22 protein-coding genes and 1 riboswitch are annotated in these 24,395 nt (G+C 45.1%); of the genes, 13 read left to right on the top strand and 9 right to left on the bottom strand.

Features of this window, described 5'->3' with window-relative positions:
* Positions 1–10: 10 nt before the first annotated feature.
* Positions 11–682 carry a DUF2057 domain-containing protein gene (locus R7Z78_RS02705; protein ID WP_017634411.1) on the top strand — a complete coding sequence of 224 codons (672 nt, stop codon included), beginning with the start codon at positions 11–13 and terminating at the stop codon, positions 680–682.
* Between the two features lie 59 nt (positions 683–741).
* On the opposite strand, the gene R7Z78_RS02710 is transcribed toward R7Z78_RS02705, so the two are convergent.
* Positions 742–1,188, bottom strand: a complete 447-nt coding sequence (locus R7Z78_RS02710) for an RDD family protein (RefSeq protein WP_047102393.1) — start codon at positions 1,186–1,188, stop codon at positions 742–744.
* Between the two features lie 180 nt (positions 1,189–1,368).
* On the bottom strand, positions 1,369–2,133 hold the full coding sequence (locus R7Z78_RS02715) for a ferredoxin--NADP reductase (RefSeq protein ID WP_017820554.1): 765 nt from the start codon (positions 2,131–2,133) through the stop codon (positions 1,369–1,371).
* 210 nt (positions 2,134–2,343) lie between these two features.
* On the opposite strand from R7Z78_RS02715, the gene R7Z78_RS02720 reads away from it, so the two are divergent.
* Complete coding sequence (locus tag R7Z78_RS02720; protein ID WP_005374933.1) at positions 2,344–2,796, top strand: acyl-CoA thioesterase; 453 nt, start codon at positions 2,344–2,346, stop codon at positions 2,794–2,796.
* A 1,489-nt stretch (positions 2,797–4,285) separates the two neighbouring features.
* On the opposite strand, the gene R7Z78_RS02725 is transcribed toward R7Z78_RS02720, so the two are convergent.
* The gene (locus R7Z78_RS02725; RefSeq protein ID WP_025768615.1) at positions 4,286–4,504 is read right to left on the bottom strand and encodes a VF530 family DNA-binding protein; all 219 of its coding nucleotides are present in this window, start codon (positions 4,502–4,504) and stop codon (positions 4,286–4,288) included.
* Between the two features lie 132 nt (positions 4,505–4,636).
* On the opposite strand from R7Z78_RS02725, the gene R7Z78_RS02730 reads away from it, so the two are divergent.
* Entirely contained in the window at positions 4,637–5,560 is a 924-nt protein-coding gene (locus R7Z78_RS02730; RefSeq protein WP_042521707.1) for a LysR family transcriptional regulator, read from the top strand.
* Here R7Z78_RS02730 and R7Z78_RS02735 read toward each other — a convergent pair.
* Both R7Z78_RS02735 and R7Z78_RS02740 read right to left on the bottom strand, forming a co-directional pair.
* Positions 5,557–5,847 (bottom strand): putative quinol monooxygenase, encoded by a 291-nt coding sequence (locus tag R7Z78_RS02735; protein WP_104976415.1) that lies wholly within the window; start codon positions 5,845–5,847, stop codon positions 5,557–5,559. The two genes, R7Z78_RS02730 and R7Z78_RS02735, sit on opposite strands and share 4 nt — an antisense overlap.
* Before the next feature lie 69 nt (positions 5,848–5,916).
* The gene (locus tag R7Z78_RS02740; protein ID WP_005374924.1) at positions 5,917–6,570 is read right to left on the bottom strand and encodes an oxygen-insensitive NAD(P)H-dependent nitroreductase NfsB; all 654 of its coding nucleotides are present in this window, start codon (positions 6,568–6,570) and stop codon (positions 5,917–5,919) included.
* A gap of 167 nt (positions 6,571–6,737) precedes the next feature.
* On the opposite strand from R7Z78_RS02740, the gene R7Z78_RS02745 reads away from it, so the two are divergent.
* Positions 6,738–8,201, top strand: coding sequence for a helix-turn-helix domain-containing protein (locus R7Z78_RS02745; protein ID WP_169644583.1), 1,464 nt, complete (start codon positions 6,738–6,740; stop codon positions 8,199–8,201).
* A 129-nt stretch (positions 8,202–8,330) separates the two neighbouring features.
* Positions 8,331–10,988 carry an alpha-amylase family glycosyl hydrolase gene (locus tag R7Z78_RS02750; RefSeq protein WP_169644585.1) on the top strand — a complete coding sequence of 886 codons (2,658 nt, stop codon included), beginning with the start codon at positions 8,331–8,333 and terminating at the stop codon, positions 10,986–10,988.
* 84 nt (positions 10,989–11,072) lie between these two features.
* On the opposite strand, the gene R7Z78_RS02755 is transcribed toward R7Z78_RS02750, so the two are convergent.
* Entirely contained in the window at positions 11,073–12,230 is a 1,158-nt protein-coding gene (locus tag R7Z78_RS02755) for a D-alanyl-D-alanine carboxypeptidase family protein (protein ID WP_104976414.1), read from the bottom strand.
* 210 nt (positions 12,231–12,440) lie between these two features.
* On the opposite strand from R7Z78_RS02755, the gene R7Z78_RS02760 reads away from it, so the two are divergent.
* Positions 12,441–13,736 carry an alpha/beta fold hydrolase gene (locus R7Z78_RS02760; protein WP_104976413.1) on the top strand — a complete coding sequence of 432 codons (1,296 nt, stop codon included), beginning with the start codon at positions 12,441–12,443 and terminating at the stop codon, positions 13,734–13,736.
* Between the two features lie 464 nt (positions 13,737–14,200).
* The gene (locus R7Z78_RS02765; RefSeq protein WP_104976412.1) at positions 14,201–15,181 is read left to right on the top strand and encodes a rhodanese-related sulfurtransferase; all 981 of its coding nucleotides are present in this window, start codon (positions 14,201–14,203) and stop codon (positions 15,179–15,181) included.
* A gap of 68 nt (positions 15,182–15,249) precedes the next feature.
* Here the strand turns inward: R7Z78_RS02765 and R7Z78_RS02770 are convergent, their stop codons facing one another.
* Positions 15,250–15,555 carry a DUF6482 family protein gene (locus R7Z78_RS02770; RefSeq protein WP_104976411.1) on the bottom strand — a complete coding sequence of 102 codons (306 nt, stop codon included), beginning with the start codon at positions 15,553–15,555 and terminating at the stop codon, positions 15,250–15,252.
* Positions 15,556–15,663: 108 nt separating this feature from the next.
* On the opposite strand from R7Z78_RS02770, the gene R7Z78_RS02775 reads away from it, so the two are divergent.
* The 3 genes from R7Z78_RS02775 to gbpA all read left to right on the top strand — a co-directional run bounded on the left by R7Z78_RS02775 (position 15,664) and on the right by gbpA (position 19,661).
* Positions 15,664–17,145, top strand: coding sequence for a cryptochrome/deoxyribodipyrimidine photo-lyase family protein (locus R7Z78_RS02775; protein WP_104976410.1), 1,482 nt, complete (start codon positions 15,664–15,666; stop codon positions 17,143–17,145).
* A gap of 80 nt (positions 17,146–17,225) precedes the next feature.
* The gene (locus R7Z78_RS02780; protein WP_005384595.1) at positions 17,226–17,726 is read left to right on the top strand and encodes a fasciclin domain-containing protein; all 501 of its coding nucleotides are present in this window, start codon (positions 17,226–17,228) and stop codon (positions 17,724–17,726) included.
* Between the two features lie 272 nt (positions 17,727–17,998).
* Positions 17,999–18,099, top strand: a riboswitch (cyclic di-GMP riboswitch).
* 98 nt (positions 18,100–18,197) lie between these two features.
* Complete coding sequence (gene gbpA / locus R7Z78_RS02785; RefSeq protein ID WP_104976409.1) at positions 18,198–19,661, top strand: N-acetylglucosamine-binding protein GbpA; 1,464 nt, start codon at positions 18,198–18,200, stop codon at positions 19,659–19,661.
* A 53-nt stretch (positions 19,662–19,714) separates the two neighbouring features.
* Here the strand turns inward: gbpA and R7Z78_RS02790 are convergent, their stop codons facing one another.
* On the bottom strand, positions 19,715–20,587 hold the full coding sequence (locus tag R7Z78_RS02790) for a patatin family protein (RefSeq protein ID WP_005374891.1): 873 nt from the start codon (positions 20,585–20,587) through the stop codon (positions 19,715–19,717).
* Between the two features lie 190 nt (positions 20,588–20,777).
* Positions 20,778–21,419 (bottom strand): MarC family protein, encoded by a 642-nt coding sequence (locus R7Z78_RS02795; RefSeq protein ID WP_104976408.1) that lies wholly within the window; start codon positions 21,417–21,419, stop codon positions 20,778–20,780.
* A gap of 195 nt (positions 21,420–21,614) precedes the next feature.
* Here R7Z78_RS02795 and nfsA point away from each other — a divergent pair, with 195 nt between their 5' ends.
* The 3 genes from nfsA (at position 21,615) to R7Z78_RS02810 (ending at position 24,388) form a co-directional block, all read left to right on the top strand.
* A complete protein-coding gene (gene nfsA, locus R7Z78_RS02800; RefSeq protein ID WP_104976407.1) occupies positions 21,615–22,337 on the top strand; it encodes an oxygen-insensitive NADPH nitroreductase in 723 nt (240 codons plus the stop codon).
* A gap of 419 nt (positions 22,338–22,756) precedes the next feature.
* On the top strand, positions 22,757–23,878 hold the full coding sequence (locus R7Z78_RS02805) for a polysaccharide export protein (protein WP_017634447.1): 1,122 nt from the start codon (positions 22,757–22,759) through the stop codon (positions 23,876–23,878).
* Positions 23,879–23,947: 69 nt separating this feature from the next.
* Positions 23,948–24,388 carry a low molecular weight protein-tyrosine-phosphatase gene (locus R7Z78_RS02810; RefSeq protein WP_053303899.1) on the top strand — a complete coding sequence of 147 codons (441 nt, stop codon included), beginning with the start codon at positions 23,948–23,950 and terminating at the stop codon, positions 24,386–24,388.
* The last annotated feature ends 7 nt before the right edge of the window (positions 24,389–24,395 follow it).

Below are 24,395 nucleotides of genomic sequence, written 5' to 3' on the forward strand. Positions count from 1 at the left end.
GATAAAAACAATGAAATTGATCAAGCCTTTAACTTGTGCGCTTGCTCTCGCAATGAGTGGCATGGCATTCGCAGATGTAACCGTGAGTGTTCCTGACAACGTTTCAGTATTAGCGGCTAACGGTGAAAAAGCAGATCTTTCGGGTGGTTTTTTCGCCTCTGAAAGAACACTGACGTTACCTGATGGCCTTAACCAAGTCGTATTTCGTTTCGCCCCTTACTTCAACCAAGGTAATGACCGTTTAAGTGTTGAAAGCGATGTTATCGTTACACGATTTGACGCGACCAATGCCGAACTCACTCTACAAATGCCAGAATACCGCAACCTACGTGATGCGGAAGAGAAGATCAAAGACTTAGATTGGAAACTGGTTGATGATTCTGGCAACGCAATCGCGGTTGACCAAGACAAGTTGCTCAAACCGGGTATGCAAATCGGTCGTGATTACGTACGTGAAATCGAAGATTATAACCAAGCTGGCGGTGCAGCAGCCGTGGCTTTTGCTGGCGCAGCAACCATGCAGCCAGTCACGCTTCCTGCAAAGGTTCCTGCGGATATGAAGCAAGTGAGAGCAACTGCGGTTAAAGCGGATTCGACAGCTGAAGAGATGCTGCACTTCTGGTACCAAAAAGCAGACGCAGAAACCAAAGCTCGCTTTAAGAAATATGTTAATCAACAGTAAATCTGGTTAACTTTATCGATATTAAAAAAGCCACTTCACGTGGCTTTTTTGATCAAAAATTAGGAAGCTTGGACAACTTTAGTATTGGCGATCAAGTCATGCAACAATCGTCGCTCCGGATGAAAGAACAACAATGCCAAATTTACCAACGGGATCCCCGGAATGAGCATCTCCAGCAAGTAGCTAATAACAAGCCTTAACCCTGCTGTAACTTTCGTTGCCTTACTATCATTTTTCATTACAACTTTAATACCAATCATGCGCATACCAATGGTTTGCCCATGACTCAATGCATTCCAGTTGATCATTAAAACCGTTGGTAAAGAAAGCAAGTAAAACGCCTGAGTTTCACGAACAAGCGTGAGGTTATCTGCTAAAGAGAGCTGAAAGTCGTTAAGAAAAGAGTTAATACTCAATGCAATTATTAACACGACCACCATCGTAAAGAGCAGGTCGATAAAACCAGCAATGATTCTCTGTTGCTTGCTCGCGATAAAAGCATACATGGACTTCAGTCACCTCAATGTAATTGGTTAAGCGAGAATGACTGAGTGTACAGACGCGCAATGGTGAGCGCAGTTTAGGTATTGCCAACATAATATTCAACTAAGAACATACTAAATCGCGGTCGTATCTCAAAAGTAATCATTACATCTTGAGCATAACCGTATCAATTTAACAAAACGCTACCAGTAACGTTCGTAAATGATATTTCCCCCAGTTTGATGGCGATACTTTTCCAAGCCTAGCTCTTGTAAAACGGGCACGGTATCTTTGATCATTTGTGGATTCCCACACATCATGACAAAGCTACGCTGAGCTGAGAATGGCGCATCAGCGGCGTTGGACAGTAAACCCGATTCGATGAGTTCAGGAATTCGGCCTTGTAATTTACCATCAACCACTTCCCTGCTGACTATCGGTATATACTTTAATCTGCCTTCATATCGTTGCTGAAGCTGTTCAATTAGGTATTTATAAACCAGATCTTTTTCGAAACGAACGGCATGAACCAGCACAATGCGCTCATTGTGAGGCGGTAAGTTTATATCATCCAGCAGCGACAAAAACGGTCCAATCCCCGTACCTGTAGATAGCAGCCACAGGTCATGAGCCTGTTTAGGAATAGAATCATGGATTAAATCGCCATGTGCGGTGGTACCGACATAAATGCTATCACCAGATTTAAGCTTTTGGAGCCGTGGAGAAAGTTGTCCTTGAGGGTCGGCTACTATTAGAAATTCCAACCAATCGAATTGCTCGCTTGGCGCATTAACCACAGAGTAAGCACGGCTGATCGGCTTACCTTCATCATCAAGCAAAGCAAGCTTGGTGAATTGGCCAGCTTTAAAGGAAAGAGGCGCGCCAGATATTCTCAAACTGAACAGCTCACCTGTCCAATCAATGCGTTTCTCAACTCTTGCGAGGTTGAAACCTTTGAGTTCAATCATGAGACACCTCCTATCTGGTTACTCTTAGTTAAACTTACGCCTTCAACTCGATTATGTAAAGTTTCTAGTTTACATAATCAAACCACTATTTCATTTCACATTTTAAAAACAATTTTATTACATATTAAATGATTACATCTAGAATAAATGCTCAAAGTGATAAGTCGCGTCGCAATTTGTGGCAAAGCAGATGAAAAAGGAGCAATAGAAATGGACACACTGTTAAAGGACTTTCCCGTTATCACAGAGATAAAAGTCGCATGGGGTGAAATGGATGCTCTGCAACACGTTAATAACGTGGTCTATTTTCGCTACTTCGAGACCGCACGTTTAGATTACTTCAACAAAATTAACCTGCTGGTCGACCTGCAGACCTCGCAAATTGGGCCAGTACTGAGCGAGACTCAATGCCGCTACAAATTGCCTGTTACTTACCCAGACACGCTATTAGTCGGTTCTCGCGTAATCGACATGCAAGAAGATCGCATCACGATGGAGTACCAAGTGCTGAGTAAGAAGTGGGGTAAAATTGCGACCATCGCGACCGCCACTGGTGTGATGTTTGATTTTAAGAACAACGTTAAAGCTGCGATTCCAGATCACGTTCGCCAGTCGATTTTAGACTTGGAAGGAACCGTGGGTAGTACGCATCATTTGGAGTAGCAATAAACGAGAGATTAAAGGCGAGGTTCCCGACAGCGCTTCTTCATCGCTATCGGGAATGATGCTGAGGTACCATTCCAACTTACGTAATAAGAAAACTAGCGTCACTCTAATGAGCCTAAGTGAATCATTCGAAACCTCGCTAAACGTAACAGCAGCGCGACTCTTCCAGCCTACGCGATAAGAAAGGCTACGTCATTCTAGCGAGCCATAGCGAGACTAAGAATCTACTTACCGCTTGCAGCAGACCATAAAGCCATGAATAAACTCAATACAATCTGAGAGTAGATTCTTAATCACGCTCGTTCCTCGCGGTTCAGAATGACGGTTCGAGATTGGCTCTGATCTCTACAAAACCATCTAAAAAAGCGATTGCAGACAAGCCTAAGTGACCATCCGGAATTTCGCTTTAGACGTAACAGTAGAGCGACTCTTTCAGCCCACGCGATAAGAAAAGCTACGTCATTCTAACGAGCCAAAGCGAGACTAAGAATCTACTTGCCGCTTGCTGCAGACCATAGAGCTATGAATAAACTCAATACAATCTGAGGGTAGATTCTGAATCACGCTCGTTCCTCGCGGTTCAGAATGACGGTTCGAGTTTGGCTCTGAGCTCTACAAAACCATCTAAAAAAAGCGATTCCAGACAAGCCTAAGTGACCATCCGAAATCTCGCTTGAGACGCATCAGCAGCGCGACTCTTCCAGCCTACGCGATAAGAAAAACTTCGTCATTCTAGCGAGCCAAAGTGAGACTAAGAATCTACTTACCGCTTGCAGCAGACCATAGAGCCATGAATAAACTTAATACAATCTGAGGGTAGATTCTGAATCACGCTCGTTCCTCGCGGTTCAGAATGACGGTTCGAGTTTGGCTCTGACCTCTACAAAACCATCTAAAAAAGCGATTCCAGATAAACCTATGTGACCATCCGGAATCTCGCTTTAGACGTATCAGTAGAGCGACTCTTCCAGCCTACGCGATAAGAAAAACTTCGTCATTCTAGCGAGCCATAGCGAGACTAAGAATCTACTTACCGCTTACTGCAGACCATAAAGCCATGAATAAACTCAATACAATCTGAGAGTAGATTCTGAATCACGCTCGTTCCTCGCGGTTCAGAATGACGGTTCGAGTTTGGCTCTGATCTCTACAAAACCATCTAAAAAGCGATTCCAGAAGAACCTATGTGACCATACGGAATTTCGCTTTAGACGTAACAGTAGAGCGACTCTTTCAGCCTACGCGATAAGAAAAGCTACGTCATTCTAACGAGCCAAAGCGAGACTAAGAATCTACTTACCGCTGCTGTAGGCCCATAGAGCTATGAATAGACTCAATACAAGCCTGAGGATAGGTTCTGAATCACGCTTTAAACGTAACAGCAGAGCGACTCTTCTAGCCTACGCGATAAGAAAAGTGGCGTCATTCTAGCAAGCCAAAGCGAGACTTAGAATCTACTTACCGCTTGCTGCTGGACATAGAGTGATTAGCAAAACGTCTCAATATACAGCGCTTCGACTTTGTCTCTTGCCCATTGCGTTTTACGCAAAAACTTCAGAGAAGATTTGATCGACGGATCTTTCTTAAAACAGTTCACTCGAATGCGCTCATACAGGCCATTCCAACCAAAGTGTTCAACTAGTCGGGTGACGATTTTTTCTAAACTCAACCCGTGAAGTGGGTTATTCGGCTGCTGTTGGCTCATGCTATTGATCCGGTAAAGTGAAGTTTCGCGCTAATCTAACTCAAACTCGCCGTGCAACCTAATGTTTTAACCTTGAATTGGCCTACGACTCTCCCCTATAGTAGCCCAAACTTCTTAAAAGCCCTTTTCATTATGAAAGCCCTCAACGACCTCAATATTTTTGTCGAAACCGCGCGCCAAGGCAGCTTTTCAAAAGCCGCTAACAGCATGGACATGACACCTGCCGCCATTAGCGCATCGATTAAGCGTCTTGAAGGGCAAATCGGTTTCCCACTGTTTGTGCGTTCCACCCGAAGCCTGCGTTTAACCTCAGAGGGCGAACTGTTTTTAGACAAAACCACGCAAGCGTTGGCAACATTGCAAGAGGGGTTGGATCAGATCTCAAGCGCGCGTGGCGAGTTATCTGGTCAACTGCACATTACTGCACCCTCCGATTTTGGTCGCAATATGTTGCTCGATTGGGTGGATGAGTTCATCGGTCTCTACCCAAATGTTTCCATTAAACTAGAGCTGTCCGATAGCTTGACGGATATGTACACCAAGCCTGTCGATATTGCGATTCGCTACGGCGAGCCGGCCGACTCCAATCTGGTCGTATTGGCATTATGTGGGTCAAATGAACGGATATTATGTGCATCGCCAGAGTACGTAGCTACACATCCAGAACTCGCCTCTCCTGCCGATTTAACGCAACACAACTGCTTGTGCTACATGGTCGCGGATTCGGTCTACAACAAATGGACGCTCACGCGTGGCAGCGAGAAAGAACAAATCGTGGTCAGCGGTAACTTGTTGAGCAACGATAGTGACTTGCCACACCGGTTAGCGATCAAAGGCAAAGGCATTGCGAATAAATCATTGATGGACATCAGCCGAGACTTAATCGAGGGAAGATTGGTGCGAGTGTTACCAGAGTGGGATTGCGGCCCAGTGCCGCTCTACATGGTGTGCGCCGATCGTCGATTATTGACGCCAACGATTCGGACTTTCCGCGACTTTATCCAACAGAAATGCTGCCAGCAACGCGCCAACGTGCTGGCAACCTTCTGTAATTAGGCGATAAATCGAAGAGGACGAATCTGGGTATATTCAACCCAATCATTCTCTTCCAATGTTTCAAGAAACGTCGCCATATGCGGGCTTTGCAAATGCTTATCCAAGGCCTCTTGCGATGCCCAGATTTCTTGGAACATAAATAGGCCTTCAACTTTCTCGTCGAGATACAACTCGTATTGGCAACAGCCTTCTTCTTTGCGAGTTGGCTCTAGTAAACCAGAAAGAAAATTCGCCACCTGATCCTTACGGTCTGGATAGGCTTTCACTTCTGCGACTAAGTGGATCATCGTTTTATCACTCTTTTGCGATTTATATATTGATTACAGGGTTCTACGTCACCTGTAAGTAAGCTCGAATTAGATCTCGGTGAATACGGTTTCTGCGTCCCAGCGAGACTTTGGCGTTTTCGCGTTGAAGTCATCTTCCGCGTGGTAGCCAAGCGGCACGATTACAACGCTAGTGTAACCTTTTTCACGCAAGCCAAATTCTTCATCCAGCACTTTTGGATCAAACCCTTCAATTGGTACTGCATCGATTTCTAACGTCGAAGCACCCAACAGCAACGTACCCACGTTGAGGTAAACTTGTTTCTCCATCCAATGGTTTGCATCTTTCAAATCAAAACGGTGCATGTTCACAAAGTAGCTACGACCACCGCGCACAGCCGCTTTCGCTTCTTCAGTTGGGAATCGACCATCTTTTTCTTCTTGCACCATTAGCGCTTCAATGTAGTCGTTATCAATGCCTGTTTTTGCACAAAACACCAATACGTGAGAAGCGTTGAGAATCTTCGCCGCGTTAAACGCGTAATTCTCTTGCGCCGCTTTAGCGATGCGCTGCTTGCCTTCTTCTGTGCTTGCCAGAATGAAATGCCAAGGCTGGGAGTTCACACTCGATGGACTAAAACGAATCAGCTCTTTAACTGCGTCGATTTTTTCTTGAGGTAGCTTGCGCGTTGGGTCAAACACTTTCGTTGAGTAACGAGATTTTGCAGCTTGTACGATATCCATGAGGTTCTCCAATTAATGAATTTAAGCTGTGTAACAGCATAACCTCATGAGATAAAGGGAAAAACCGATTTCGATTAAAAACATTTTCAAAATAAATTTGAAAATAAAACGATAAGAAAGGCTTTGAGCGTTCTCACTGAACTTCTTCATCTTTTCAGCAATAATGCATGTTTGCTCGCAACCAAACTCAACTCATGCTGCCTCAAGATAACGTTATTACATCCTTTCTGTGCAAAAAGCTCGGTCACAATCACCTTCGAATTGCCGGCGAATATTGGCACATTGAGAAGTTGGTGGCCTTGCAATGCATGATGTTGAAAGAAGCGCCTAACCTCCAAGAAGGGCTGCTTTGGTGGAGCAAAAGTGTCTCATTATTCGACCGCCGTTTGTACGTCACATTGCAACATGGTGATGCCCAAATCCATCTGCAAGTCGAATGTAGAACGGGCGATATGCCAAATTGGGCGGAGTCGGTGTTTGGCTTGCTCAAAATGCAGTTGGAAATGCTTGAGTTAAGCGAATCAATACAGGTACAAGTTCACGCCAACAATCCACTCGCGGCCAATATTTTTCTAGAGGAAACGCGAGATTCTAAAACGAGTTCAAGCGTGTTTGAACTGGTGAAACATGTTTATTTGCTGCTTTCTCACCAACCAATTGAACAGCCAGAATTGCTGAGTGTTTTGAACGCCTTGTTCATCAAAAACAGTAATTACGCGCTCAAGTTAGAGCAAGCGGCAAGGCAACTGGGCGTCTCCAAACGCACCTTGCAACGTCGACTGCAAGAAAAGCAAATGAGCTACTCTCAATGCGTTGATTTCGCTAAAAGAAAGCAAGCACTCACTTTGCTTGCCGACACCCAACTCACAACGCAGCAAATCGCCTATCAACTTGGTTATGAAGAACCTTCGAACTTTCACCGCACTTTTCGTCGTTGGTATCCGTTTTCACCCATGCAATATCGCCAACAATGTTTGGATAACCGAACTCAACTAAATCAACAACCGATCCGCTTATACTACGCCAAAGCCAATACCTTCGACGATAACCACATCGACCAACCTGTCGGCAAAATCTGGATGGAAGTGGACAATATTGCGTTTGAAAAAGTGGTCTCGGTAGAATGCCGTGACCGTGATGGCGCATGGCGGCGCTACCCCGCCTTCTTCGAGCGTTTTTTAAGTCATGGTACCGAGCTATGGGCAACGACCGAACTTCCGGTAGCGCATCCCCTTACCTTTCGCCTGTGTTATGAAGTCGATGGAGAACGTTACATTGAGAATAACCACCAGCGTGATTATGTGGTTTCTAAGGGGCTTTTAATTGGCGCAACGGAATATATTGTCCCGACTCGGCAGCTTATTAATATTGGGGCGCAATACACGCTCTTTATCGAACTGGCATGCCGACTTGAAAACGTTGTGAGGATTGACTGTTACGCCGATGATGACCCCACACCTCACGCAATGCGCTTGACCCAACACTCGCAACATTATGCTTGTTGGGTGCTGCAATTATCGCTCACTCAAACTGCAAAGCAGTGCCGTTTCCGCCTTTATGATGAATCCGACAACGAGCTCGCGAAAGAGCATTACCCGATACAATATCCTATTGTGCAACCGCTCAATTAAAACTGTCGGTCAGATCAAAACCATCACTTCGTGACATCATTTCACGTCTTTTTTGGCGTGAGATGACACTCTCAATTTCAAACCTTTGCTTTATCGTTTCTGCATTGCTGCATAACGGAGGCAAAAACTGTGTTTGAAACTCTACCTAAACCAATGAATAAAATAAAAATACTTCCTTTAGCGATCGCTCTTGCTCTTTCTGGCTGTGGAAGCGACGAAACCACACCAGTCGATACAGGCAGCCACGTGGCATCTCCTGATTGGCAAGATCAAATCATTTACTTCCTGATGATCGACCGTTTTAACGACGGCGACAGCGCTCTTAATGATCAAGGGCAAAACGAATTCGATCCGACTTCGGATAAAAAATTTAGCGGCGGCGACCTCGTTGGTGTGAGTGATAAGTTAAGCTACATCGAAGATCTCGGTGCCACATCGATCTGGATTACTCCGCCAGTTGCTAACCAATGGTGGGATGCAGAGCAAAACTACGGCGGCTACCACGGGTACTGGGCGCGCGATTTCCAAAAAGTGGATGAGCACTTTGGTGACATGGAAAGCTACCAAGCGTTAGCACGCGAAGTGCATGCGCGTAACATGTTCTTAATTCAGGACATCGTGACCAACCATGTAGGCAACTTCTTCACCTACGATGATCCTTACAGTTATGATCCAAGCCTACCTTGCCAAGGCTTCCGTTTGATTAAAAATGCACTACCCGCCGGGCAAGAACTGCCGTACCCACTCAACATGAACGAGTGTAAAACAGACGGCACAGGCAGCTACCACTGGACGCCGACCATCACCGACCACAACGATCCAGTACAAGAAAAAACCTGGCAGCTCTCTGATTTGGATGACCTTAATACGTCCGATCCTGAAGTACGCGCTTATCTAAAAGAGAGCTACCGAAAATGGATTCGCGAAGTCGGCGTCGACGGATTCCGTATCGATACGGTGAAGTTTGTTGAACATGATTTCTGGAATGACTTCCTACACGCCGACGATGGTGTGATGACGCAAGCGGTTGATACCGGTCGCGATAACTTCCTGACCTTTGGTGAAGTATTCGAAACATCTACGCCTTACCACACCGAAGGCGAAGAGAAGATGCTGACTTACATCGGTGAAAGTGGCTCGCCGAAACAGCTAACCTCGGTACTGAACTTCCCATTGCAAGCGACCATGACGCGCGTATTTGCATCAGGGCAACCGACCGACTATTTACGTTTCCGTCTTGAGAAAATGATGGACATGTTCCCAAATCCATACATCATGCCGAACTTCATTGATAACCACGATATGCCACGTTTTCTATCGCAAGGCAGTGTCAACGATATGAAGCAAGCTCTGATCACAATGATGGCGGTACCGGGCATCCCTGTGATTTACCAAGGTACAGAGCAAGCGATGCCAGCAGCGCGCGATGCGATGTTTGCTGGCGGTTACCGTGAAGACGGCGACTACGTAGATTCATTCGACCAAAACAGCGAGATGTACTTGTTCATCCAAGAGCTTGCTAAGTTACGTACCGAAAACAAAGTCATGACACGCGGCGAAATGAAAGTCATTGGCAGCGATAAAGCTGGTGCAGGTGTGTTCGCCTTTACCCGCACTTTGGATAACGACGAAGTCTTAGTGGTAATGAACACATCTAACTCCCCAATGTTGATGAACCAACTCGATGTAGAGCAAGCGGGCGGCACCGTTTTCCAACAACAAATCATGTCGAACTGGGCAGAAGCTCCAGAACAGTTAATCGCCGATGAAAACGGTCACGTAACCCTTGAGCTACCAGCCAAATCTGCCGTGATTTACTCGAAAACTAACGACATCCAATCGGTAGAGACCCCAGATCTCAACATCCAACTGGCACAGGATTGGGAAGGACAAACCATCACTGATGACATCGTGATTACTGGTACTGCTAACGCAAACGAGAAATTGAACCTTGTCGTGGACGGTAATCTAGAAACCGCACAAGCCATTACCGTAAGTGCTGACGGTCAATTTAGCGTGACTTTATCTACCCGTCACTTTGCAATTGGCGAGCAACAGCACCGCTTCGCGATTTACTCCACTGAGAAAAAAGCGGGCATTGAAGATGTAAACTTTGTGTCGGACTTAAGCTGGTCAAACACGCCAGACGACACTATTGATGACGCAGGCGATGCGCAAGATGGCATGGGCGGTCCTAACGGTAACTACTCGCTACCAACGGATCCAACGTTCGATAAAGATAACAGCCAACTCGCAATCAACAAAGCTGAGGTATTTACCGTCGGCAGTAACGTGCGCTTGACCTTCACTATGGACAAGATCACCGATACTTGGTTGCCACCAAACGGCTTTGACCACGTTGGTTTCACCATCTTCATTGATTTACCGGAAGAAGCGGCAACCAACCTAACGGAACTGCCTAAGATCAACGCTTCTATGCCAAGCGGAACATGGAGTCGCAATGCCGTGGTCTTCGGCTGGCAAAGTTCGATTTACAACACTCAAGGCGCAAACGCGACGACATGGGGAGAAGCCGTAACGCCAGCACCAACAGTGACAGTAGACAAAGCCAACAACACCATTTCAATGGACTTTGCTAGCGATGCACTAGGCCGCCCAGATTCGCTCGATGGTATCCGCTTCTATGTCACGACTTGGGACTTAGACGGCCTTTCGGCAACTTACCGTCCGCTAGAACAAGACAAAGGCCCTTGGAACTTCTCCGGTGGCGCATCGGATGAAAGTAAGATTTGGGACGATTTACCAATCATCACCTTGTCGGAATAAACCGTTAAATAAAACACCGCCCAGCGTTTAGCTGGGCGGCCATCAACAAAAAAATGCAGAAAGACACTTCTGCTCGTTTTTATTCTAGTTAAAGAACGATTTCACCCACAGCACCAGACTGTCCCAAAGCTGAGCGAACCACGAGCCCTCTTCTACTGCTTGGCTGCTGACCAAGGGATAACTCGCCACGGTACTGTCATCGCTTTTCCAAACGACCTTACCAATCTCATCTCCTTGCGCGATCGGCGCAATCAACGGTTCATTTAACACCACACTCTTATCAAGCCCAGCCGTCATTGAACGAGGCAGAGTGAGATAGGCATCTTTAGCAAAGATCGCCTCAACTTGATTAGCATTTCCCTTCCAAACGCGAACTTTAGACTCAACTTCCCCCTGTTTAGCAACTTGCTTGGTGTCATAAAAGCGAAAACCATAGCTGAGTAGATTCTTCGATTGGCTGATCCGAGCCTGTTTACTTGGCGTACCCATCACCACCGAGATAAGGCGCATTCTTCCTTCTTTGGCCGAGCTCACCAAGCTGTATCCGGCATTGCTGGTGTAGCCGGTTTTTCCCCCGTCGACATCAATGGAATTGTCCCACAACAACTTATTGCGGTTGTACTGCGTAATGTCGTTCCACTTGAAGACTTTCTCACTGTATAGCGCGTACACATCAGGAACATCGCTGATGATCGACTGCATGAGTCTTGCCATATCGGTTGGTGAGGTTTGGATGCCATCACTATCAAGACCATGGGAGTTCACAAAATAGGTGTCTTGCAGTCCTAATTTCTCCGCCCAACCATTCATCAAGGCAACAAAGCCGCGTTCACTGCCTGCAACATGCTCAGCCAGTGCAACGCACGCGTCATTTCCTGATTGGATGATCACGCCGCGCATTAAGTTCGCAACACTAATTTCATCTTTCGGTTTGATGAACATTTTAGAAGAACCGGGAAACTTGGCCGACCACGCGTTTTCGCTCACGGTGACAACATCATCCCATTTCAAACGCCCCGCTTTGATTTCTTGTCCAACTACATAAGCGGTCATCAACTTGGTTAAACTCGCCGGAGCAAGGCCTGCTCGCCCGTTATACTCGGCAATAATGGCACCGGATTGAAAGTCCATTAATACGTAGCCTTTTGCCTGTAACTGAGGTGGGTTGGGCGTAACAACGGCAAAAGTAGGTACGCTTATTAAACAAGTCACAATTGTCCATCGAGCCAGTGACACTTTCATCCGACTTCCTCCATGCTCTTACTTTGTCGCAACTCTATTGAGCATAGCTCACTCAACCAGTTGCACCAGTCGCTAATCGTTTCATTTTCTTGAACTTACATTGATTTGACCAAGGTATAGAACTGAAGAGGCAATTGGGAAATAGCGTTGGTTCTTCGCGCCATTCGCAGTAAAGTAGCGCTACCCCTCAATAAGGAAATAAAGATAACAATGAACGCTCAATCATTTATCGACGCAGGATTGCATTACACTCCCCACAGTTTTACCGTTCCTCTGGATTACCAAGACGCAAGCAAAGGCACCATTAGAGTCTTCGCCCGTTCGGTTTGCCTAGTTGGCGATGAAGAATCGACCAAACCTTGGTTGGTTTACTTTCAGGGCGGGCCTGGCTTTCCCTCTCCACGTCAAAACGGCAATAATGGCTGGGTAAAACGCGCCCTGCAAGAGTACCGAGTTTTGCTTCTCGACCAGCGCGGTACGGGCAACAGCAGCGTAATTAATCACCAGACGCTTGCTCACCTCACGCCAGAGCAACAAGCAGACTACTTGAGCCACTTCCGAGCGGATAACATCGTGCGCGACGCGGAATACATTCGTGAGCAATTTGGCGTCGAAAAATGGGCGACCTTAGGTCAAAGCTTTGGTGGGTTTTGCTCCCTCACCTATTTGTCTTTGTTCCCAGACAGCTTGCTACAAAGCTACATCACAGGTGGCGTGCCATCAGTCTCACGTCATGCCGACGATGTGTATGAAGCCACTTTCAAACGCACCATGGAGAAAAACCAAGCGTTCTTCCAACAATTTCCAAGTGCGCAACAACTTTGCCAAAACATTGCGAATCACTTGCTGGAAAATGAAGAGTACCTACCAAATGGTCAACGCTTCACAGTGGAGCAATTTCAACAAATCGGCATCAACTTTGGTGTGAGTGATACTTTCTTACCAACTTACTATTGGCTAGAAAGCGCGTTGATTGAAGTGAACGGCAAACCACAACTTCGTTATGAGTTCTTAAACGATATGTTGGCGCAGCAAAACTTCCAAACCAACCCGATCTACGCCATTTTGCATGAATCGATTTACTGCCAAAGCTTCGCGTCGAATTGGAGTGCGCACCGCGTTCGCCAAACCCGATCAGAGTTTAATTATGAATCTGGCAAGCCATTTTACTTTACGGGGGAAATGGTCTTCCCATGGATGTTCGACCAATACGTTAACCTCAAGCCACTAAAAGACACCGCAGAAATATTGGCAGCGAAAGAAGATTGGGCTGCGCTGTACGATCAAACACAATTGGCTCAAAACAAAGTGCCTGTCAGTTGCGCCGTTTACGCCGATGATATGTTTGTTGAAATGGATATCAGTCGAGAGACGCTCGCGTTAATACCAAATTCAAAAGCGTGGATCACCAATGAGTACGAGCACAACGGTTTACGTGCCGACGGTGAACGCATTCTCGACAGGCTCATTGCCATGGGTAAACAGACCGCAGCTGCGTTGAAATAAGCAGGACAGACGTTAGAAATACGCCTTTTTAGTATTTGATGAAAAGGCGTTTATAGCGGTTTATGAACAATGGCGATCAGTCATTCACTCTTTGTCCCTAAACCTTTATCCCTCACCACCTCATGTATAAAACTGCGACATGTCCTTTCCTTGTCAATGACTCCGGTGATTATTTGGTGCTTCTTGCGCCTAACTTTTTTGAAGGGCCTAAAACAGAATAACAACATAAATTTAAACCAAAAGTATCGGCCCCAACCTACCTGACTCACTATAATTAATGCTTATAATTTGAACACATAGCGGCTTCACCTGCGGACATGCCCCCCCCTATCAAAGACCGCCAGGCCCCGCCTACTCATAATATCCGTATAATTTGTCCGTATTTCCGACTAGTTTAGTCAGGTATACTTCGTGCCGCTAAAATTTTAAGGTCGTTGACCACCTGTATTTTTAAAGGAAACCTCATGAGTCAGTATGTAGTTTGTGCGCTGTACAAGTTTGTTGAGCTGAATAACTATCAAGAGCTACGCGAGCCATTACTTGCGTTGATGGAAAAACACCATATTCGCGGAACATTACTACTGGCAAGTGAAGGTATCAACGGTACTGTTGCATCTGATCGTGCAGGTATTGATACGCTACTGGAGTGGCTAAACAACGAACCTCGTTTGACTGGCACCGTATACAAAGAGTCGTATTCTGAGACCCAGCCATTCAATCGCACCAAAGTGAAATTGAAAAAAGAGATCGTAACATTAGGTGTTGAAGGTATAGACCCTCGCCACGTAGTGGGGACTTACGTGAAACCTCAAGAGTGGAACGATCTTATTGCTGATCCTGAAGTGTTTGTTGTCGATACACGTAATGATTACGAAATCGAGATCGGGACATTCAAAGGCGCTGTAAACCCAAATACTGAAACCTTTCGTGAATTCCCAGACTATGTAAAAGAAAACATGGACCCGGCAAAACACAAGAAAGTTGCGATGTTCTGTACCGGTGGTATCCGCTGCGAAAAATCAACGGCTTACATGAAAGAACAGGGCTTTGATGAGGTCTACCACCTAGAAGGCGGCATTCTTAAATATCTTGAAGAAGTTCCTCAAGAAGAGAGCATGTGGGAAGGCGATTGTTACGTATTTGACGGGCGTGTTGCAGTGAACCACCAGCTAGAAAAAGCAGATTATGATTTATGCAACGCTTGTCGTCTACCGATAACTGAAGAAGACAAACAGTCAGAATTGTTCGAGCAAGGCGTGAGCTGTCCAAAATGTCACGGCACACACTCAGAAGAACAAATTGCTCGATTCCGCGAGCGTGAAAAACAAATTGTTCTTGCAGAGCAGCGAGGCGAGCAGCATATTGGTGGTGAAAGTGCCAAGCAAAGAGAAGCTCGACGTGCCGCTAAGTACGCGCAAAAAGAAGCGCAGCGTAAACAAGACTAAGCCCAACTCTCCTTATATTTAGCGAGCTGCCGTAAGGTGGCTCGCTTTTACTACGCACCAATACTCTTTCAATACAATTTTGTATCCCTCACCAATACTTCTAGTTGATTGCCTCTTTTACCTTCGGGTAACCCCACCATTTCATCATAAGCACTTTGATGCACTAAAACCTGCTTATTTGCTTTGATATTCCTGCACTTCTTTTGCATCTCGATCAGGGAATGAGCCCTCAAAAAGGTACCGTTGTCATTAGTGATAAATTGCGCTTCTCCATCAATCACGACAGATGCCTGGTACAATGCGAGATCAAGCGAATGAATGACCAATTTGTCTACATGGAAGTATTTTTGTAACTTACTCAATGGTATTGCCATGTGTCACCTCCCTAAAAGTTACCTCTACGTTTTGTGGAATAAAACCGATCATTGGATGAGATTTCTTCGGTTTACTTGCGTACAACATCGGAAACAAAGAGGATTCCGATGCAAACAATCAATGTCGTGTGGTTAAAACGAGATTTAAGGCTGACTGACCATCAACCACTAACTCAAGCATTATCAACAAAGCACCCAACTGTGCTTTTATATATTGTTGAACCATTGCTATTGAATAACCCACACTATTCTGAGCGCCACTGGCGATTTGTTTGGCAATCACTGCAAGACATGGATGAGACGCTCAAAGCCTATGGGCATCGAATCACGGTGCTGTATGACGATGCCTTAGCATGTTTCCAATCAATTCAAGCGCAATATCAAATCAACGCTGTTTTTTCTCACCAAGAAATAGGACTCAACTGCACCTTTGAGCGCGACAAACAAGTTGCCGCTTGGCTGTATGAGCAGAACATCGACTGGTTTGAGTTCGAACACGGTGCTGTTATCAGAGGTGCAAAAAACCGGCAAGGTTGGGACAAACATTGGGACTCTGTCATGAGAGCCTCAATAAGCCCTATTGAGCTCCAAACCGACTTATTGCATTCATTGGATGCAGAAGCTCTCGGCTGTTCGTTTTCGCCACCATCATCCTGGCTATCAAAATGCAAAGGAATGCAAACGGGAGGAAGCCGGCTCGCTTGGAAAACACTAGAGGACTTTTTTCATCGTCGAGGTCGTGATTACTATCGAAGCATTTCTAGTCCCACAGCCTCACGCACAGCCTGTACTCGACTTTCTCCATACCTCGCTTGGGGTAACATATCCTTGCGTGAAGTTTATCAATACCTTTTGAAACACTGGCAAGTCGCTGGATTTCGTCGCAGCTTAATTGCATTGTCTTCACGGCTTCATTGGCACTGTCACTTCATCCAAAAATTCGAATCGGAATACGACATGGAGTTTTACTGCGTTAATCGGGCTTACGAACCATTGATTAAACAAAGTAGTACTTTCGATGAAGAAAAGTTAGCAGCATGGAAATCCGGGCATACTGGCGTACCTTTGATTGATGCCTGCATGTGCTGTTTGCACCACACTGGTTACATTAACTTTCGCATGCGTGCCATGCTGGTTAGCTTTCTTACTCACCACATGAACATGGATTGGCGAGTAGGTGTAACGCATTTAGCGCAACTATTTCTCGACTTTGAGCCTGGAATTCATTACCCACAATTCCAAATGCAAGCAGGAGTAACCGGGACTAACACAATCCGTATTTATAATCCGATCAAGCAAGCCCAAGAACATGATCCTAACGGTACGTTCATCTACAAGTGGGTGCCTGAGTTACAAATGGTTCCTCCCCCTCTTTTATTCGAGCCCTGGACAATGACCCAGATGGAAGCTGTCATGTATCAGTTGCAGCCAGATAGCCGTTACCTTGCACCTATTATCGCACCAGACAACACAGCTAAGGCAGCAAGAGAGCGCTTATGGGCGTGGCGGAAACGAGCCGATGTGAAACAAGAAGGCAGACGAATTCTTGCGCGACATGTTAGGCCCTCAAAAGAAAGTAGGACGCGATGATCATCTTTCAATCACGATGCGTACAAATGCAAACACACTCAAGGGAACCCGCTGTACCCTCAACTAGTAAGGAACACACTATGTTCAAACGTATCTTAGTTATCGCGGCTACACTGATGGCGACATTATCTTTTATGCTTCCCGTCAAGGCTCATGAGCATGGCATGATGAAAGCCGATATTGTCGACGTTGCCGCTGAAAACGGCTCTTTCAATACGCTTGTTGCTGCGGTGAAAGCAGCGGGCTTGGTTGACACTCTCAAAGGGGAAGGCCCATTTACTGTTTTTGCACCAACGGATGACGCTTTTGCAAAACTGCCAGACGGCACAGTCGACATGCTCTTAATGCCGGAAAACAAAGACAAGTTAGTATCTGTTTTGACTTATCACGTCGTCCCAGGGAAAGTGATGGCTGCCGATGTTGTTAAGCTAGACAAAGCGACTACGGTTCAGGGGCAAGATGTGATGATTAAAACCATGGGCGATAAAGTCATGGTTAACGATGCAAATGTCATTGCAACCGATGTGAAAGCTAAAAACGGTGTCATTCACGTGATTGATACTGTCATCATGCCGAAATAACACCATTCAAAGGGCGGGACACTCCGCCCTTTAGACAGAACTTCTTCCACCCTTAGCACGGTTCCTCTCCACTTATCCCCAACAAACCTCCATTCATTCACTGTGGCTATAAAAAATATAAAAACAAAATTAAAATCAATATCTTGCAAGACGACACTGCACAATATTGACGAGGTTAAGATATCGTTATCTTTCAATTTGAGAACAGGATTCCATGTCAGTGACGTTTACTTTTCCACATGTAAATTCTTAAGCTAAATTTTGGCTGCTCAATCACATTTCGGCAAACCATTCGAAAGGGTGGGACGCAAAGCTTCCGGTCTGTCAGCATTTAAAAATCTAAAAGAATGCTCATGATAGCGGGGTTACCATAACGCAGTGTTACAGAAGTCCAATTGCTGTAGCGTTGCTTTATGCTCAGCATGCGCCGGGGTGTGACATTAGTTTGTCAGCCATAACAGAGGACATGTGATGAAATCATTTCCAACCAAATCCGTACTCGCGTTAGCACTTGCGAGCATTAGCTCAGGTGCTGCGGCTCACGGTTATGTATCAGAAACCAATGGTGGTGTCGCTGCAAGTCGCTCGGCACTATGTAAGTATCCAACGCCAGATACTAACGAAAAAAATAATAACTGCGGTGCGATTCAATATGAACCGCAAAGCGTTGAAGGCCCTGATGGCTTTCCCGAAACAGGGCCTCGCGATGGTAAAATAGCGAGTGCCGAAACCGCTTTAGCAGCTGCCCTTGATGAGCAAACTGCCGACCGTTGGGTAAAACGCCCTATTCAAGCAGGTACACAAACTTTTGAATGGACATTTACCGCTAACCACGTGACGCGCGACTGGAAATATTACATCACCAAGCCTGATTGGAACCCAAACGCTTCACTATCACGAGACTCTTTTGATCTAACTCCTTTCTGTGTCGTCGACGGCAATATGGTTCAACCCCCGAAACAGGTAAGCCATCAATGTAATGTGCCTACTCGCGAGGGATACCATGTCATCCTGGCAGTATGGGATGTTGGCGACACTGCAGCCTCATTTTATAACGTGATCGATGTGAAATTTGATGGTGACAGTCCCGTTATTCCAGATTGGAAGCAAGGCGGTCAAATTATTCCTACAATGGATTTAAATATTGGGGATTCGGTTTATACACGCGTATTTGATCAAGCAGGTGAAAACGTGGCGTATAGAACTGAACTAGAAATTACCGATGCAGCAATGGGCCAAGCGAAAAACTGGTCTTACGCACTCGCGACTAAGCTAAACCAAGAACAAGCAAAACTGCAAGCCGGGCAGTATGCAGAGGATAAATTCACTCCTGTTTATGGTACTAATCCGGTGTATCTGCAAGCAAATAGCGGCCTTGAGCGAGTAGAGATCGGCTATAACATTGAAACTCCTGTTCCAGAATACTCACTCACAGTAGATGGCTTAGCAGACGAGTATATCATTGAGTCAACACCGACAACGTTGGATCTGACACTAACTGCTGAAGGCGATTTAAATGCAGAACTCACCGTTTACAATCACCATCGCGAACCACTTGCAAGTTGGGCAAACGAAATGAAAGACGGCTCGGTAGAGGCGATATCGCTCGCTTTAAGTAAATCGGAGCCGGGTCACCATATGCTCGTAACACGTATTAAGGATAAAGATGGCAACTTGGTGGATCAGCAAACACTCGACTTTCACTTAAAAGAAGAGTCAGTTACTCCACCACCATCTGATGAGTACGATTTTGTCTTCCCTGAAGGACTATCTAGCTACACGGCGGGCACAAAAGTGCTTGCCAGCGACGGGGGCATTTATCAATGTAAACCTTTCCCATACTCTGGTTACTGTATGCAGTGGAAAGAAAGCGCAAACCATTACGAGCCTGGAATAGGTTCACACTGGGAGATGGCTTGGGATAAAGTCAACTAAATCACCCTTTGAACGTTACGTAAAAAGAGCCTCACGATGAGGCTCTTTTACAATCAAACGCAAAAATGACAGCTTTCTCGGTCTAAACCATGAACACCAGATAAACTAGTGAGATGCGCTCGCCCCTCAATCAGCCCCATTTCATACCCTTCTAGTAAAACGGATTGTCGCATTGATAAGCGCTGAACATGAAAATTATCTGGTGGGGCAATCACCCTAACATGTGTTCCTGGTGGAGGGTTACGAATAAACTCTAATGATTGATTATAGTTATCTGCACGTCTTAACATCGCATCCGCCATTTTGGGGTGCTCCGCAAAAAGTTTCTTCATCAGCCATGTGGTCTTAACTGGCTTTTTGGCATAATTCAGTGGGTGAGAGAGTACTACGGTTATGTCGCGAGCCCCTCGACGATAAGCCTCACGCACTGGGATAGAATCAGCGACCCCACCATCGGTATAACAACCGCCAGAAAAACAAGGGGTATGCTTGTAGGCAATCGGTAATGCTGTTGTCGCTTCAATCGCATGGTGAAAATTATCACGTGTCACGCGGTAATAATCTGCCTGCCCTGTATCTACATTTGTTGTCGCTGCGAGAAAAGGAACGCCATTAAACAGTTTATTTTCATCGACGGGATACAAGCGATTAGATTCTTCAAACAGCCACTTCACATCGATGAGGTCCCCACCTTTAACGAAGCGAGTCGGGTCAAAAAAGCGTTTGCTTGTGGCCAGCTTAGTAATGACGTTAATACTGCGATGCGGGTAGTCGGTCAAATACCCAATCAAATTTGATGCACCAGCAGATACACCGATTGCAAAATCAAACGGTTTATAACTCTGCTCTAAAAACGCATCTAACACTCCGCTTGCGAAGACGCCTCGCATCGCGCCACCTTCTACTACAATTGCTTTTGTTGCCATATTTCCCCCATTCTCCTTGCCAAAAGAGTAATGAAATTCGTGCAATCACAACAATTGAATATTCTTATTATTGAAATAGGTGAAGTCTATTTATTTCTCTCTTAGAAAATGAAAACTAAAGTTCAAAAAATCCGTACCCGTTAGAAATGTAATTGCGGGTTGAACCAAGGTGGCAATGCCTAAGAGAAATCTAGGAGAAAATCGTTTTATAGGCTTCGCCCGCGCCATCAATGAACATTTGAGTACCAATAACCGCTAGAATTAAGCCCATCATTTTCGTCACAACATTTAGAGCACTTGGCCCAACCGCTTTGACCAATTTGTCTCCAAATAAAAACAGTACATAGGTGATCACACACAGGACAGCGAAAGAAACGATAGTAATAATGGTTTGATCGAAACCACCCGCTGTCGCAAAGTTCATCGCGGTAGCAATCGTTCCAGGCCCAGCTAATATTGGCATCGCCAGTGGAGACACTGCAATACTCAATGCCGCCCGTTGCTGAGCTGGTGAATACGCCTTCTCTTTGGTTTTCTGATGCGTCGAATCACCTTGAAGCATGTTAAAACCTATCAAAAACACCAAAATGCCGCCTGTTATTCGCAATGCATAAAGCGTGATACCAAACAAATCAAAAATTAACTTACCGGCAATAGAAAATATCGCGATGATAATAAATGCAATAAAAACCGAGCGGAGCGCAATAGAACGGATGGTTTCTTTATCTTCATCAGCAGTTAAACTCAAAAAGATGGGAATATTGGCGATAGGGTTCATGATGGCAAAGAAGCCCATAAACACCGTAACTGTATGAACAATGAGTTCTTTCATATTTTCCACTGCATTTAAATTATTGATTCTAAAAACAGTATATACGCTCTCAAACAGAACGAGTGGTGTATTCTCGATTCGTCTTCACACTTATGCGCCAAGCATTGTTTTTCTTTTGAGATAGTTTACCGACTCATCAAATGTCGCTAAGGTGAGTCTTCAGCCTTTACACGTAACAGGGGATGTTAAGTCACCATGAACAGCACGATTCAAACAATTCTCAATCACCGCTCAATTCGAAAATTCACCTCACAACCGATTGAGAGCGAACAATTAGATGCCATTCTTCAAGCCGGCCTTGCGGCGTCCTCATCAAGCATGTTGCAAGTCGTTTCAATTATCCGCGTGACCGACAAAGAAAAACGTACGCTATTAGCTCAATATGCCGGAAATCAAGGGTACGTTGAAAGCGCGGCTGAGTTTTTGGTGTTTTGTATTGATTACCAGCGCCACGCCAGTATCAACCCAGATGTTCAAGCTGATTTTACCGAGTTAACGCTAATAGGCGCTGTAGACTCGGGCATCATGGCACAAAATTGCTTGCTTGCGGCGGAGTCGATGGGACTAGGAGGTGTGTATATTGGTGGTTTACGAAACAATGCCCAAAAAGTAGACGAATTATTAGGTTTACCTAAAAATACCGCCATTTTATTTGGTATGTGTCTTGGTCATCCAGATCAAGCCCCTGAAGTAAAACCTCGCCTACCTAAGCATGTCGTGGTGCATGAGAATCAGTATCAATATCTAAACTTGGATGATATTCAGACGTATGACCAAACTATGCGAAACTACTATGCAAACCGTTCGAGCAATCAAAAACAGAGTACTTGGTCACAAGAAGTCACCAGTAAACTGGCTGGCGAATCACGTCCGCACATCCTTCCGTATTTGAATGGGAAGGGGTTAGCGAAGAAGTGACCATGTCGAAAGACAACAAAACAAAAAAAGAGACATGAGTCACATTTTTAATAATCCTATTTAATACAACGAGATAATTAGTCGGTAGACTTTCTTGGTTGTATTTTAGAAAGAAAACACTACATATAGAGCTAATAAACAAAATTTGAGCTAATTGAACAAGTTTTTTATCCGCAATATGAAATCTTGTAAGTGAAAACATAAAAATACGATATTTATTTGGACACTTGCTGCATTACTGTCTATTGCTCTAACCATTGAAATTCATTAGAGTTCATGCCTCCAGATGCAATCAATCCCTTATTGAGCACTTTATAAATAGAAGAAGGTGGTGCTTATAAGGTTATGTTGTGAAGTCTTTTCTGGAAAAGAATGTTGCTACCAGCAACTCGCTCTTTACGTCAGATGAATGAAAAAACATGAATTTCAAACATAAAAAGCTAGCTAGTTTAGTGCTTTCCTCAGTACTTCTTTCTGGATGTACTGTACCCGGTAGTCACCTTTCCACAGATGGAAAAAACTTCGTCGAAGACAGCAATGTTAGTCGCACTTCTGATTTCAATGTTTTTCCACTTACACTTGATAAAGTATCTCAACTTAAAATTTTGGGGATAGAAGCCAAATCCAACCCTGAACTAGATCGCCAACTTAGCTCTTATGAGTATGAGGTTGGCCCTGGAGATATACTAAACATTACTATTTGGGATCACCCAGAACTAACTATTCCTGCTGGTTCTTATCGCAGCTCTGCTGAAGCGGGGAACTGGGTACATGCTGATGGCACTATCTTCTATCCATATATAGGTATTGTTGAAGTTGCGGGTAAAAACGTTCGTCAAATTCGTGCTGATATTTCTCGCCGATTAGCAAAGTACATAGAAAGTCCTCAAGTGGATGTCAGCGTAGCAGCTTTTCGTTCGAAAAAATCCTACATTACTGGTGAAGTAAGTAATCCTGGACAACAACCAATCACCAACATCCCACTCACCTTGTTAGATGCAATTAACCGTGCAGGTGGATTAGCCGAAAACGCCGACTGGAAAAATGTAACACTGACAAGAAACGGCATAGTTGAAAACATATCTCTTTATGCGCTGATGCAAGAAGGCGACCTCACTGAAAATAGGCTACTTCAACCAGGTGATATCATCCATGTACCAAGAAATGATTCACAAAAGGTTTTCGTTATGGGTGAAGTTAACGATCCTAAACTACTGAAAATAGATCGCGCTGGCATGAGCCTTACGGAAGCTCTGAGCAACGTTGGCGGTATTAATCAGATATCAGCGGATGCGACAGGTGTATTCGTAATTAGGAGGTCACAAGACGCAGGTTCACTGGGCGACATATATCAACTTGATGTCTCCGATGCGGCAGCGCTCGTTATTGGTACTGAATTTGCTCTGAAACCGTATGACATCGTTTATGTCACTGCGGCGCCTATCAGTCGTTGGAATCGCGTTATTGCACAACTAGTACCTACCATCTCAGGCTTCAATGAACTTACAGAAGGCGTCCTTCGAGTCAGGACTTGGCCATAGAAAAAGCATTCTGAAGGGCTTGTTTGAACATAAACAAGTCATTCAAACGTTGTCTATAAGGAGCAAAACATGTTTTCGAACATTCTTGTCGTGTGTGTAGGTAATATTTGTCGCTCTCCCACAGGAGAGCGGTTACTACAGCAACTACTCCCAGATAAACAGATTTCTTCGGCGGGTATTGCCGTAGAAAAAAGTCGCCTAACCGGAAAGCCAGCAGATGAAACCGCCAGACTTGTCGCGTCAGAACGTGGTATCTACCTGCTAGACCACAAAGCGCAGCAGCTAACCGCTAAGTTGTGCGCAAAACAAGACCTAATATTGGTGATGGAACAAGGTCATATCGATGCTTTGACGGAGCTGGTACCAGAGGCTAGAGGTAAAACAATGTTATTTGGTCACTGGATAGGTTCCGTGGATATTCCAGATCCATACAGACAGAGTAGAGAAGCCTTTGAGCATGCATTATCTCTGATTGAAAATGCTGCTCATGCATGGGCAAAAAAAATATAAATTCAGA

Origin of the sequence: Vibrio sp. 1167 (assembly GCF_033340375.1) — a bacterium.
Taxonomy (GTDB): Bacteria; Pseudomonadota; Gammaproteobacteria; order Enterobacterales; family Vibrionaceae; genus Vibrio; species Vibrio alginolyticus.